General features: G+C 62.6%; 9 protein-coding genes. 5 read left to right on the top strand and 4 right to left on the bottom strand.

The window, feature by feature from the left end:
• Positions 1 to 263: 263 nt before the first annotated feature.
• From QN222_RS25100 to QN222_RS25090, 3 genes are all read right to left on the bottom strand, one after another.
• Positions 264 to 2,477, bottom strand: coding sequence for a 3-hydroxyacyl-CoA dehydrogenase NAD-binding domain-containing protein (locus QN222_RS25100; protein WP_283964597.1), 2,214 nt, complete (start codon positions 2,475 to 2,477; stop codon positions 264 to 266).
• A gap of 20 nt (positions 2,478 to 2,497) precedes the next feature.
• Positions 2,498 to 3,706, bottom strand: a complete 1,209-nt coding sequence (locus QN222_RS25095) for an acetyl-CoA C-acetyltransferase (RefSeq protein ID WP_283964596.1) — start codon at positions 3,704 to 3,706, stop codon at positions 2,498 to 2,500.
• Between the two features lie 113 nt (positions 3,707 to 3,819).
• Complete coding sequence (locus QN222_RS25090; RefSeq protein WP_284005638.1) at positions 3,820 to 5,616, bottom strand: acyl-CoA dehydrogenase C-terminal domain-containing protein; 1,797 nt, start codon at positions 5,614 to 5,616, stop codon at positions 3,820 to 3,822.
• 426 nt (positions 5,617 to 6,042) lie between these two features.
• On the opposite strand from QN222_RS25090, the gene QN222_RS25085 reads away from it, so the two are divergent.
• From QN222_RS25085 to QN222_RS25065, 5 genes are all read left to right on the top strand, one after another.
• Positions 6,043 to 9,729, top strand: a complete 3,687-nt coding sequence (locus QN222_RS25085; protein ID WP_283961939.1) for a peptidoglycan-binding protein — start codon at positions 6,043 to 6,045, stop codon at positions 9,727 to 9,729.
• Between the two features lie 506 nt (positions 9,730 to 10,235).
• Complete coding sequence (locus QN222_RS25080; protein ID WP_180940085.1) at positions 10,236 to 11,162, top strand: sulfite exporter TauE/SafE family protein; 927 nt, start codon at positions 10,236 to 10,238, stop codon at positions 11,160 to 11,162.
• Positions 11,162 to 11,965 carry a TIGR02186 family protein gene (locus QN222_RS25075; protein WP_283961938.1) on the top strand — a complete coding sequence of 268 codons (804 nt, stop codon included), beginning with the start codon at positions 11,162 to 11,164 and terminating at the stop codon, positions 11,963 to 11,965. Before QN222_RS25080 ends, QN222_RS25075 begins: the two co-directional genes overlap by 1 nt.
• Before the next feature lie 126 nt (positions 11,966 to 12,091).
• Complete coding sequence (locus QN222_RS25070) at positions 12,092 to 12,328, top strand: Lrp/AsnC ligand binding domain-containing protein (protein ID WP_136509220.1); 237 nt, start codon at positions 12,092 to 12,094, stop codon at positions 12,326 to 12,328.
• A gap of 328 nt (positions 12,329 to 12,656) precedes the next feature.
• Positions 12,657 to 13,214, top strand: a complete 558-nt coding sequence (locus QN222_RS25065; RefSeq protein ID WP_283961937.1) for a dihydrofolate reductase family protein — start codon at positions 12,657 to 12,659, stop codon at positions 13,212 to 13,214.
• A gap of 28 nt (positions 13,215 to 13,242) precedes the next feature.
• On the opposite strand, the gene pdeM is transcribed toward QN222_RS25065, so the two are convergent.
• Complete coding sequence (gene pdeM / locus QN222_RS25060) at positions 13,243 to 13,968, bottom strand: ligase-associated DNA damage response endonuclease PdeM (RefSeq protein WP_283961943.1); 726 nt, start codon at positions 13,966 to 13,968, stop codon at positions 13,243 to 13,245.
• Positions 13,969 to 13,993: the final 25 nt, after the last annotated feature.

Raw genomic sequence — 13,993 nt, 5'->3', positions numbered from 1 at the left:
GCTGTTGCTGTGCTGGCGCGCGATCTTCTTCGCGAAGGTGAAATCCCTTTGGTCCGCCCCTCGGTGCGCCGGGGCGGATGCTGCCGGCTTCGGCCGGAGCAGTGCGGCGAGAGTGCGACTACGACGCCGCAAGTCTGATCGGCCGTGCATCTGAAAAAGCAGCCAAGGCCGCTAAGCAGGTTGGGGAAGGGGCCGGTAACGATGAAAAAGGGCCGCACCCGATCGGCACGGCCCCGAATTTTTGCTTGCGAAGGGCAGGCGGCTTATGCCGCCTTCTTCGCCTCTCCGTAGGGATCGAAGCGCCCGTAGAAGGTCTCGCCCTTTTCCGCCATCTCTTTCAGCAGCGGCGTCGGCTTGAAGTGGTCGCCATAGTTCTTGGCGAGCTTCTCGCACAGCTTGACGAAGGCTTTCACGCCCATGCCGTCGATGTAGGAAAGCGTGCCACCGGTATAGGGCGCGAAACCGAAGCCGAGGATGGAGCCGACATCGGCTTCGCGCGGATCGGTGACGATGCCTTCCTCGATGGTGCGGGCGGCTTCCAGCGCGATGGTTGCGAGGAAGCGCTGCTTCAGCACCTCGACGTCGATCTTGTCGGCATTTTGCTGCGGATAGAGCGTTTTCAGTTCCGGCCAGAGATATTTTTTGGCCGGCTTCGCGGGATATTCGTAGAAGCCCTTGCCGTTCTTGCGTCCGCGGCGATCGAGGTCGTCGACCATCTTGTTAATCAGCGCCATGTGCCGCGGATCGACGGCCTTCTCGCCGAGGTCGGCGACGGTCGCCTTCAGGATCTTCTGGCTGAGATCGATGGCCACTTCGTCGTTGAGCGACAGCGGGCCGACCGGCATGCCGGCCATCTTGGCGGCATTCTCGATCATCGCCGGCGGCACGCCCTCGATCATCATGTCGTAGGCTTCATGGATATAGCGGAAGACGCAGCGGTTGACGTAGAAGCCGCGGGTGTCGTTGACGACGATCGGCGTCTTCTTGATCGCCGCGACATAATCGAGCGCGGTCGCGAGCGCGCGGTCAGCGGTCTCCTTGCCGAGGATCACTTCCGTCAGCATCATCTTCTCGACCGGCGAGAAGAAATGGATGCCGATGAATTGGTCCGGCCGCTTCGAATTCTTGGCAAGACCGGTGATCGGCAGCGTCGATGTGTTGGAGGCGAAGATGGCATCCTTGGCCATCACCGCTTCGATCTTCTCGATGACCTCCTTCTTGACCTGCCGGTCCTCGAACACCGCCTCGACGACGAGACCGGCATCCTTGAGGTCGCCGTAGTCGGCAGACGGCGTGATGCGGGCAAGCAGCGCCTCGCCTTCTTCCTTGGTAAGTCGGCCCTTACCGATCGAATCCTTCACCAGCCCTTCCGAATGCGCCTTGCCCTTTTCGGCCGTTTCCATGTCGCGATCAATGAGGGTTACGAGGATGCCGGCGGCGGCGGTGACATAGGCGATCGAAGCACCCATGAAGCCGGCGCCGACGACGCCGACCTTTTTGAATTCGGATTTCGGCACGCCGGCCGGGCGGCGCGCGCCCTTGCCGAGCTCCTGCATCGAGACGAACAGCGAGCGGATCATCGAAAAAGCTTCGGTGGTCTGCAAGATCTCGGTGAAGTAGCGCTGCTCGATCTTCAAGGCCGTGTCGAACGGCACCTGCAGACCCTCGTAGACGCATTTCAGGATGGCGATTGCGCCTGGATAGTTGCCAAAAGTCTGGCGGCGAAGAATGCCGGAGGCGGCCGGCCAGAGCTGAGCCGACGCCGGCGTCCAGATGCCTCCGCCCGGCACCTTGAAGCCCTTTTCGTCCCAGGGTTGGACCGGCTTCAGGCCGTTCCTGATCATCGCCTTGGCGGCGTCGATCAGCTTGTCGGGATCGACCACTTCGTGCACGAGCCCCATCGCCTTGGCTCGCGCCGCCGTCAGCGACGAGCCGCTCGTCATCATCTGCAGCGCGTCCTGCGCATTGGTGAGGCGCGGCACGCGCTGGGTGCCGCCGGCGCCGGGGAAGATGCCGACCTTGACCTCCGGCAGCGCGATCTTCACCGCCTTGGAATTGGAGGCGACGCGGCCGTGGCAGGCGAGCGACAGCTCGAAGGCCCCGCCCATGCAGGTGCCGTTGATCGCCGAGACCCAGGGCTTGCCTGAGGTTTCCAGCTTGCGGAAGAGGCCTGTCATGCGACCGACGAGGTCGAAGAGTTTTTGCGCGGCGTTGGCCGGATCTTTCTTCTTTTCCTCCGCCTGGAAGGTGAACATCGACTTGATCATCGAGAGATCGGCGCCGCCGGAGAAGGACGACTTGCCCGAGGTGAAGACGACGCCCTTGACGGCCGCGTCAGCGGTCGTCTGGTCGACAATCGCGTTCAGTTCCTCCATCACCTCCTGGGTAAAGACGTTCATCGATTTTTCGGGCATGTCCCAGGTGACGAGCGCGATGCCGTCGGCGTCGGTTTCGATCTTGAAGTTCGTGTAAGACATTTTCTCTCTCCCGGATCGGATCAGACGCGTTCGATGATGGTGGCGGTGCCCATGCCGGCGCCGATGCAGAGCGTGACGAGTGCGGTGTTGAGGTCGCGACGCTCCAGTTCGTCCAGAACGGTGCCGAGGATCATTGCGCCCGTGGCGCCGAGTGGGTGTCCCATGGCGATCGCACCGCCATTGACGTTGATCTGGTCGTGCGGGATATCGAAAGCCTGCATGTAGCGCAGGACGACGGCGGCAAAAGCCTCGTTGAGCTCGAAAAGGTCGATGTCGGAGAGCTTCATGTCGGCGCGCTTAAGCAGTTTCTCGGTCACGTCGACCGGGCCCGTCAGCATCAGCGCCGGGTCGGAGCCGATATTGGCGAAGGCGCGGATGCGCGCTCGCGGCTTTAGCCCCATGGATTCGCCGCCGGCCTTGGAGCCGAGGAGCACGACGGCCGCGCCGTCGACGATGCCGGAGGAGTTGCCGGCGTGGTGGACGTAGTTGATCCGCTCGATCTCCGGATGCGCCTGGATCGCGACAGCCTCGAAACCACCCATCTCGCCAGGCATCTGGAAGGACGGGTTCAGGGAGGCGAGTGCTTGCATGTCGGTGGTCGGGCGCATGTGCTCGTCGCGATCGAGAATGGTCAGGCCGTTCTGGTCCTTCACCGGCACCACCGAGTTCTTGAAGTGGCCCTTTTCCCAGGCATTGGCGGCGCGCTTCTGGCTTTCGACCGCGTAGGCGTCGACGTCGTCACGCGAGAAGCCGTATTTGGTCGCGATCAGGTCCGCAGATACACCCTGCGGCATGAAATAGGCCGGCAGATTGACGGAGGGGTCCATGAACCAGGAGCCGCCCGACATGCCGAGGCCGACGCGCGACATGGATTCGACGCCGCCGGCGATCACGATGTCGTCCGCGCCTTGGGCGATCTTGGCGGCACCGAAATTGACGGCGTCGAGGCCGGAGGCGCAGAAGCGCGAGATCTGCATGCCTGGCGCGCGTGTCGAATAGCCGGCCTCGAAGGCCGCTGCCTTGGGGATAACCGAGCCTGCATCCATCACCGGATCGACACAGCCCATGATGATGTCGTCGACAGTCGACGTGTCGAGGCCGTTACGGTCGCGCACCGCTTCCAGCATCTTGGCCGCAAGGCGGACGGAAGGCACCTCGTGCAGCGATCCGTCCTTCTTGCCACGGCCGCGCGGTGTGCGCACGTGGTCATAAACGAAGACTTTCGTCATCTCTTGATCTCCCTTTGGGCGGCATCGCTTCGAGCCGCACTTAATGCATTGGAGCGGATGCTTGCCGAAGCCGCCGCCTTCGCGCTTTCCCTCATCCTGCTCCGAGTGTGAAATCAGAACGCCGCTGCGTCCAGCGCCATCAGCGTGTCGGCGCCGGTTTCGATGCGGGCCTTCCGCAGCGCCGTTTCGGGCATGATACGCTCCATGAAGAACCTTGCCGTGATCAGCTTGCTCTTCAAATAATCCGCGCGTTCGGTTTCGCCAGCGGCGAGCTTTTCCTCCGCCGTCTTGGCGATCCTGGCCCACATGTAGCCGAGGACGACAAGGCCGAAGAGATGCATGTAGTCGGTCGAGCCGGCACCGGCATTGTCGGGCTTCGCCATGGCGTTCTGCATGAACCACATGGTTGCCGCCTGCAGATCGTTCAGCCCCTTCTTCAGCGCCTTGGTGTAGCCCGACAGCTTCTCGTCGCTGCGGTTTTCCTCGCAGAAATCGCCGATTTCCTTGAAGAGCGCCATCACGGCGCGGCCGCCGTTCGTCGCCAGCTTGCGGCCGACGAGGTCGAGCGCCTGGATGCCGTTGGCACCCTCATAGATCATGGCGATGCGGGCATCGCGCACGTACTGGCTCATGCCGTGCTCTTCGATATAGCCGTGACCACCGAAGACCTGCTGCGCCATGACCGTGTGGTCGAAGCCCCGATCGGTCAACACGCCCTTGAGGATCGGGGTCATCAGGCCGAGAATATCGTCGGCGGTCTGGCGGTCCTCTTCGCTGTCGGAGCGGTGGGCGATGTCGGATTTCAGCGCCGTCCAGAGCGTGAAGGCGCGGCCGCCTTCGTTGAACGCCTTGATCGTCATCAGCGCACGGCGCACGTCCGGGTGGACGATGATCGGATCGGCCTGCTTGTCCGGCGCCTTCGGGCCGGAAAGCGAGCGGCCCTGGAGGCGCTCGCGGGCGTAGTTGGCCGCATTCTGATAGGCGACCTCCGCGATCGCCAGCCCTTGCATGCCGACGGCAAGACGGGCCTCGTTCATCATCACGAACATGGCGCTGAGACCCTTGTTCTCCGCGCCGATCAGATAGCCGGTCGCCTCGTCGTAGTTCATGACGCAGGTGGCGTTGCCATGAATGCCCATCTTCTCTTCGATCGCGCCGCAGGAGACGCCGTTGCGGCCTTCGGGTTCGCCGCTGTCGTTGAGCCTGAACTTCGGCACGATGAAGAGTGAGATGCCCTTGACTCCATCTGGTGCCCCCTCGATGCGGGCGAGCACCAGATGGATGATGTTCTCGGACATGTCGTGCTCGCCGGCGGAGATGAAGATTTTCTGGCCGGAAATCCTGTAGGAGCCGTCGCCGTTCGGCACGGCCTTGGTGCGCAGGAGGCCGAGGTCGGTACCGCAATGCGGCTCGGTCAGGTTCATCGTACCGGTCCAGGTGCCGTCGACCATCTTCGGCAAATATGTCCGTTTCTGCTCGTCGGAGCCGTGCACAAGAATGGCGGCGATCGCACCCTGCGTCAGGCCCGGATACATCATCAGCGACATGTTGGCGGCAGACATGAATTCGCCGACGGCCGTGTGGAGCGTATAGGGCAGACCCTGGCCGCCGAATTCTTCCGGCGCCGCAAGGCCGAGCCAGCCGCCTCCGCGATAGAGGTCAAATGCCTGCTTGAAGCCCTTCGGCACGGTAACGGAACCGTCGTCGTGGCGCGTGCAGCCCTCCTGGTCGCCGGTGAGGTTGATCGGGAAGAGAGCCTCTTCCGCAAGTTTGGCAGCCTCGCCGACGATTGCCGCAACCATGTCGGGGGTCGCATCGGCAAAGCCCGGCAGGTTGTTATAGCGCTCGATGCCAAGCACGTCGTTGAGGATGAACAGGGTGTCGTCGACCGGGGCCTTGTAGATGGGCATTCGTTCCTCGCCTTTATCTCCCTTCGGGCACGCGCCGGGTGCAGGCGCCCGATTCTCAATGCTTTGAGCGTACACCGCTGGGCGCGGTCTCGCATCGTCGGCAAGATGCTACAAAACTTTGACGTTTGCGTAAACGTCAAAAAGCGAATGTCTCGAAAGTTTCGCAGTCGTGCCGCCATGAAGGGAAATCCCCGCGCCCGAGCGGGCGCAAAGGCCGTGTTCCTGACAAAACATTAAAAACTTGAGGCTGATTAACTGCTTATTTACCACGTTTAATGAATTGTGGGTGGTGAGATGGTCAAAGCTGCAACCGGTCCCGTCCTCGCGTTGTTGTTGCTTTGATCGCATCGATCGTGCCGCCGACTGTGAGCCTGGCTCTTCCCGTCGCGGCTTTCGGTGATGGTCAACGACAGGGGCGAAGAGACAATGAACGGATCGCGATCCAATCCTCAGCGCGCAAGCATCCCGTCCTACGGCGACAGGCCGTCTCTTGATGCCCTGAACCGCACGATCGAGGGACTCGAGGCGCGCATCGAGGGCTTGATGAGCGGGGCGGGGCGCGAGGCCCAGCACCGCCAGACCGAGCGCTCGACGACGACCAGCGACGCTGTCTCCGAAATTCTGCAGCGCCAGCGCGCTTTGAGCGCCAGCCGCGAGCGAACGTCGCTGCGCGAACGCGTGGCGGCGCGAGAGGCCGACCGTTTTGCGTCAAGCCGCCTCCACGAGGAGGCACGACCGCAGGTCGGACCGGCGCGACCAACATCGGCTGCGGCCGACATAGCCGAGGCGCTGGTCGGTCTGAGGCAGGAACTGAAGCGCGACATCAGCGACGGGCTCGTTCGCGAACTGAGTGCTCTCAGATCGGAAATCCGCGGGATCAAGGCCGAGGCGCAGGATCGTCTTTTCCCCGAGGACATTCGGGCAGATATGCAGCGCCTGGCGGACAGTATCCATCAACTCGCCCGGCAGGCGTCGCCCGCTCAGGCGGACGCGCTGCGCGTCGAATTCGATGGCCTCAGGGCGCTGATCGACGGCCTGGCGCGCGAAGACGGCATCCGCCGTCTGGAAGACCGCTGGGGCGGCGTCGAGGACCGCCTGAACGCCTTTGACCGGAACCGTGACGACGAACTCGTGGCACTCGCCTACAGGCTCGATGACATCAAGTCGCAAATCGGCGCCCTGAATAACGGAGCGGCCTTCGACATACAGGAGCAAAAGCTGCTCGCGATCGCCGATGCGATCGAGCTCTTGGGGCGACAGATACAGCCGGATGACGGCCGCCTCGTTTCGCAGCTTGCCGATTTTGACGCACGGTTCGATGAAATCAGCCGGGCAATCGCCGTCAGCAGCCGCAGTGCGGCGGACTTCGACAATGCTTTCGTCAGCCGGCTCGAAGGTCGGCTTGGCGATCTCTCGCGCCAGATCGACGACGTCGCTCGTCCGGTCGAGGCCGGACTCGGCACGCGCATCGAAGCCCTGACGGCGCGCATCGAAGAACTGTCGAGCGAGAAGGCGGCCGCGCGGCTTGAGGAGCGCCTCGACGAACTCTCGATGCTGCTCGAAAGCAACCAGAAAAATGCGCAAGCGGAACTGGCTGACTATCTCGCCGACATTTCCCAGCGAATCGAGGCTCTGGACCAGGGCAGCGTCAACGCAGCTCTGGCGGAGCGTCTCGATTATCTCGCGCGCCGCATCGACGACCTCGGCGTGCACGGGGAGCAACCCGTGGCGGACCACCGCTTCTCGCGTCTGGAAGACCGTCTCGCGGATATCGCGCAACGCCTGGAAGAGACGCATGCCGCTCCGTTCGACGACCGCGAAGCGCTGCGCAACCTTGAGTCCCAGATTGCCAACCTGTCGACGTTGATCAGCCAGCCGCGCGTCGAGGCCGGTGCGGCTCCGGTGGATTTCGAAAGCCGGATGAGCGCGCTTGAAGACTATCTGGAAACCAGCGACGAATATATTATCGAAGCAGCCCGCCAGGCGGCCGAAGCCGTCATGGAGGCCTTTACCAAGAATGGCCCGATGCATGCCGGCGGCGACATGGCGGCAATCTCGGCGCTCGCCGAGGATCTGAGGACGCTTGAGGACCTCAGCCGTTCGACCAACGAACGCACGGCGCAGACGTTCGAAGCTCTGCATGAAACCCTTGTTCAGATTGCCGAGAAGCTGGAACTGCTCGAAGACCGCGCGCCTGTCGTGGCCACGCTGCGGCCCGACGCAGCGATAACACGCGACATCCCCGCGATGCCGAGGGCCGCGCAGCCGGAATTCGGCAACCCATTCGGGCGTGCCGATCTCGACGAGCGCGACGACGACATTGAGCGGAATGTCCGGGTGCTGCAGGCGGAGGACGAGGCGGTTGCCGCCGTGCCAGCCTCCGCCACCACCGATGATCTTGTGGTTGCCGAGGCGCCTTCGACGGTCGAAAAGGACGAGGTTCGGGAGCCGGCGCCTAGCGCCCGGACGGGATTGCTCGCCGGGTTGACCCGTCGCCTCACCGGGAAACGAACTGCGGCGATGCCCGAGCGTGTGCGGCAGGTGGTCGAACCCGCTCCATCGATCGACCCGTCCGAGATGCTCGCCCCCGAAGATGCCAACCAGTTGCTCGAGCCCGGCTCCGGCGCGCCGGACGTGAAGAAAATCCTTGAGCGCGTCCGCGCCGGTCAGATGAGCCGCGGCGGCCAGCCAGCCTTCGAGGGCGACAAGGCCGATTTCATCGCTGCCGCGCGCCGTGCAGCACAATTGGCGATCGAGGAGGCCGACACGCTGAACGGTGTGAAGGATGGTAGCGGTTCGTCCGGTGTCGGCGCCTTTGCCCGTCATCGCCGTCCGATCCTGATGGCCGTCGGCGCGGTGCTCCTGGCGATCATGTCCTATCCGCTCGTCAGCACCGTCCTCAAGGGCAAGGACATGTCCGAAATCCAGCCGGCAGTGGTGATCGAGCAGAAGGCGGTTCCTGAAGTGTCAGAAGCGAAGGCCGTGGACGACCGTCTGACGGAAACGGCCTCTGCCCCTGTAGCAGAGACACCGGCAGAGACGCCGGCGGCAAACGCGACGCCCGCCGCAATGGCGGCCGCCACGAATACGGCTCCGGCGGCGAAGGCTGCGGCTGAGACCGCAACTGCCGACAGCAGCCACGCGCCCTTGCTGCATCCGGCAAGCGAACCGGCACAGGCGAGCGCATCGACGTTTCAGGTCGCTCCTGCCGTGACCGCCAAAGCGGCGACATTCGAGCCGATCGCCAAGGCCGGCGACATAGTCCTGCCCGAAGGCTTTGGTCCGCCAGCTCTTGTCACGGCCGCCAAGGGTGGCGACCCTCTGGCTTTCTACGAGATCGGCACACGCTTCACCGAAGGCCGAGGCGTCAAGGAAGATCCCGCGGAAGCTCTGAAATGGTATCAGCGCGCGGCGGATGCCGGCGTGATCCCGGCCGAATACCGGCTCGCCAATCTTTATGAAAAAGGGTCAGGCGTGGCGCGCGACCCCGTCAAGGCGAAGACGCTTTATCTCAAAGCTGCCGCCGCAGGCAACGCCAGCGCGACCCACAACCTCGCGGTCATGCTCGCCAGCGGCCGCGACGGGGCTCCGGATTTCGCCGAAGCCGCCAAATTGTTCGAAAAGGCGGCGAGCCTCGGCGTTCGCGACAGTCAGTTCAACCTCGCGGTGCTGTATGCGCGCGGTAATGGCGTCAAGCAGGACCTGGAAGAATCCTACAAGTGGTTCTCGATTGCGGCTCGTGACGGCGACAAGGATGCCGGTGAAAAGCGCGACGAGATTGCCAAGGCAATGCAGCCCGAACAACTGGCCAGCGGCATGGCCAAAGCCGACGCATGGAAAGCCCAGCCGGTCGACGCCAAGGCGAACACCGTCGATATCCCCGACGCGTGGGTCGGTCCGTCGACGAAGACAGCCACGGTCGACATGACCAAGGCCGTGCGCAATATCCAGGCGATTCTCAACAACAACGGTTTCGACGCCGGCCAACCGGACGGGCACCTGGGCAAGAAAACCATTACCGCCATCAAGGCCTTCCAGAAATCCGTCGGCCAGGAACCGACCGGAGAGATCACCGACGCACTGGTCAAGGAACTCCTGAAGCGGAACTCCTAAGCAATTCCAGGAAAAGTGTGCAGCGGTTTTCCGTCCGGGATTGCGTCGTTTCGAAGAGCAATTCCAGGAAAAGTGTGCAGCGGTTCTCCGTTCCGGAATTGCATTCTTCAAAGACCTGGATCGGTTCACTGTTTCAATAAAACAACGAAATGATCTACAGCGCCGCGCGAGCATGCTCTGCTTCAGCCGCCGCCGCAATAAAGCCGCAGATCGGCGCAACACGGTTCAGGGGCAAAGTCTGGGGTCATGTGCCTGAAAAGGTTGACAGCTCCGGCCCTGGGGCGCATGAGGAATTGCCGCTTGTTCCTCGTCGCCGAGGGGCGGTCCGCCATACATCCCCGCTCGTGGTAAATCACTTGCCACTTTGAACGTCGCGCCGCGCGTCTCTCCGGATACGTGCAGGAATAAGTTTAGGCATTGCACAATTCCTCAATCGATTCCGGTTAGGGATTGTGGAGTCGCAATTCCGCCCGCGTCGCGGGCCTTTGTCGTATCGAGGTTCGGCCGTGACGGTCTATCTGCCCATTGCAGAGTTGTCGGTGAACATACTCATCATTCTCGGCATGGGCGCGGCCGTCGGATTTCTGTCCGGCATGTTCGGCGTCGGCGGCGGTTTCCTGATCACGCCGCTGTTGATCTTCTACAACATTCCGCCGGTGGTGGCGGTGGCGACCGGCGCCAACCAGGTGGTCGCCTCGTCGATCTCCGGTGCCATTACGCATTTCCGCCGCGGTACGATCGATATCAAGCTCGGCACGGTGCTGCTCTGCGGCGGCCTCGTCGGCGCAACGCTGGGCGTCTGGCTTTTTTCGCTGCTGCGCCGCGTGGGGCAGCTCGACCTGGTGATCTCGCTGCTTTACGTCGTGCTGCTCGGCTCGGTCGGCGGCCTGATGCTCTGGGAGAGCATCGGCGCGATGCGCAAGGCGGCGAAGAACCAATCGACGCCGCGCCGCCGGCCGGGGCAGCACAACTGGATCCACGGCCTGCCGCTCAAGATGCGCTTCAAGAAATCGAAGATCTATCTGAGCGTCATTCCGGTCGCCACGCTCGGTTTCGCCATCGGCATCCTGACCTCGATCATGGGCGTCGGCGGCGGCTTCATCATGGTGCCGGCGATGATCTACCTGTTGCGCATTCCGACGAGCGTCGTCGTCGGAACCTCGCTCTTCCAGATCGTCTTCGTCTCGGCTTACACCGTGATCGTCCAGGCATCGACAAACTACACCGTCGACATCGTGCTTGCCTTCGTGTTGATGATCGCCGGCGTCATCGGGGCGCAATACGGCGTTCGCGTCGGCCAGCGCTTGCGTGGCGAACAGTTGCGGGCGTTGCTTGCCCTGCTCGTGCTTGCCGTCGGCATCCGGTTGGCGATCGAACTCATCATTCCGCCGAAAGATATCTATTCGGTCGTTTCCGCGGGGTTCGGCTTCTGATGTTTGCTCTCGCGCGCCTGTGTCTTGTCTCCTTGCTCCTTGCGCTGGCGGCGCCGGCCGCGGCCCAGGTTCGAGAAGACGAGCTCTCGGAGTTCTCGGAGAAGCTCGAGATCGGCATCTCGACGGACGAAATCTCCATCACCTCCGACTTTCGTGGCGCGGACCTGACGATCTTCGGGGCCATCGACGGCTTTGACGAGAAGCTGCTCGCCCAAGGCAAGTACAGCATCATCGTCACGCTCGAGGGCCCCAAGGAACACGCCACGGTGCGCCGGAAGGAGCGCGTCTTCGGCATCTGGGTGAACACCCGTTCGATGACCTTCGAGCTGGTGCCGGAATCCTATTCGCTGTCGAGCACGCGCGACATCGAGACGATCGCGCCGCCGGGCGAGCTGGGCAACATGGGCATCGGCGTCGACCACATGCGTCTCGTGCCGCTGGGCTTCGTCGGCGACGGCAGCAATCTCGGCGAGTTCCGCAACGCTTTCCGCCGGATCAGGGAGACGAGTGGTGTCTACCAGCGCGACCCGGGCGGCGTGCGGTTCATCAGTTCCAGCCTGTTCAGGGCGTCGGTGCGCCTGCCTGCCAATGTGCCGAATGGCGTCCATGTCGTACGCGCCTATCTTTTCCGCGACGGCCTTTTCGTCGCCGCGAAGGCGCTGCCGCTGACGGTCGTCAAAACCGGCCTCGAGCAGGCGATCACGCGCGCAGCACACGACCAGCCCCTGATCTACGGTCTCTTTGCCGTGCTTCTGGCGGTCATCACCGGCTGGGGAGCCAGCCTGCTTTTCCGCAAGGAGTAAGGCTTTTCCTATCGATATGGGTTCCCTTCGCGTTTCCCTTTTGTGGGATAGCGGTCTAAGGAAGGGGAAGGTATTTTGACGTCGGGCGTGTCGAACACGGGCGCTCCGGGCAGCAGAGGAAGCTCCATGAAACCGATTTTTGTCCAGTTGCAATGCGCTCCCGGCAAGACCTACGAGGTGGCCGACGAAATCTACCGCAAGGAGATCGTCTCGGAGATGTATTCGACGAGCGGCGATTACGATCTGCTTCTGAAGATCTACGTTCAGGAGGGCGACGATATTGGCAAGTTCATCAACGACAATATCGCATCGGTTCCGGGCATTTCCCGGTCGTTGACAACCTTGACCTTCAACGCCTTCTGAGATCGCTTCCGGCGCAGTTTGTTTCGCCCTGCAGCGACGCGCGTCCTGTCGGACGCGCAAAGGTCGCTGTAGCATTTTGAGTTGCTGCATATTTCCCTGGGTCGGTTACGATTTAAGGAAACATGCAGTAGCCGACGCCTTCGTTCTTCCGGAGGCAGTCTTCCCGTACTTGCCAGACAATTGCGCTGCCAATCTCGCGCTTGCCGGGTCCCGCAACGACGCGGGATGGGGCCGAGGCGTTCCTTGAATATACTGGTTGCAAATCGAAAGCGGTTTGTTATGATGAAACTGATGCAATTGTGCAATCAGTTTCATGGAGGATGGAATCATGGGCAAGGTCATTGTCTGGAATCTGGTCACGCTCGACGGGTACTTCGAAGGGACGAAGAAATGGGACCTCGACTTTCATAACCGTGCCTGGGGCCCGGAACTGGAAGCGCTCAGCCTGGAATTCGGAGACAAGGCGCAGGCGATCGTCTTCGGTCGGGTCACCTATGAGGGCATGGCGGCCTATTGGCCGACGGCGGAAGGAGAGGGCCGGGTGAAGACCTATATGAATGCGCTTCCGAAGATTGTTGCCTCGCGCACGATGGAAAAAGCGGATTGGAACAACAGCCGCGTCGTTCGGGACGCCGACGCCGAATTGCGGCGGCTGAAGCGGGAGAGCGAGAAGAACCTCTATATCTTCGGAAGCGCCGAACTCGTCGCGTCGCTGTTGCCGGAGAACGTCGTCGACGAGATCATGCTTTGCCTCGTTCCCGTGCAACTCGGTGACGGGACGCCATTCTTCAAGAAGACCACGGCCGCGAAGCCGTTCAGTCTGCTCGAGGCACGACCACTTTCGAACGGCAGCGTCATTCTACGCTACGCCCCGGAAACGGCCTGAACCCGTGAGGGCGGACCTTTGAGTCGTCTCAGCCGAGGAGATTGGCGAACCGCACCGAATAGATCCGATCCCGGCCGAGCATGTGGGCGACGAGTTGCTGGCGATCGAACAATCCGCTCATGGCGCGATGCCTGAGATCGAGCCCACCGGTCGTAACGCCGAACGCCGGCATCACCAAGCGCCTTCCATCTGTTGCGAAGCAAGCGCGCCGGACCGACTTTTCCCGGCGCCTGACCGTCGCTGCCGGATGCAGGTGACCGGCGATTTCGCCGATGCCTTCGCCTCTGGACGGCTCATGGCGGAAGATCAGCCCGGCGTGGCGAAGTTCATCCATGGAGGTTCCCGGCAGCCCGGAAGCGCCGTCAGGGTCGTGATTGCCGTTGATCCAGATCCATTCGCGTCCGCGGGCCATGGCAGCGACCATGTGGCGGAAAGTCTCCGGCATTGCCGCTGACCCCTTCCGGTCATGAAAATTATCGCCGAGGCTGACGACCGTCGCGGGGTTGTGACGGGCGACCACCGCCTCCAGAATGCGCAGGGTCGCGAGCGTGTCATAGGGCGGCAGCATCATCCCGCGCCTGGCAAAGGCCGAGCCTTTTTCGAGGTGGAGGTCCGAAACGACGAGCGTTCTGCTTTCGGGCAGGTAGAGTCCGCCCAGCGGGTCGCAGATCGCGACAACGCCGTCGACGGTCATGCGCGACTGGAAGAAGCCGTCCGCGGCCGGGGGCGAGATCGCGTGAACGAGCCTATGCATCGCCACCTCGATATTCGAGGGCATG

This window comes from Sinorhizobium sp. 6-70, assembly GCF_030124375.1.
In the GTDB taxonomy this organism is placed as follows: Bacteria; Pseudomonadota; Alphaproteobacteria; order Rhizobiales; family Rhizobiaceae; genus Sinorhizobium.
Note: the sequence above shows the minus strand (reverse complement) of the source record. Positions and strands in the feature narration are given on the sequence as shown.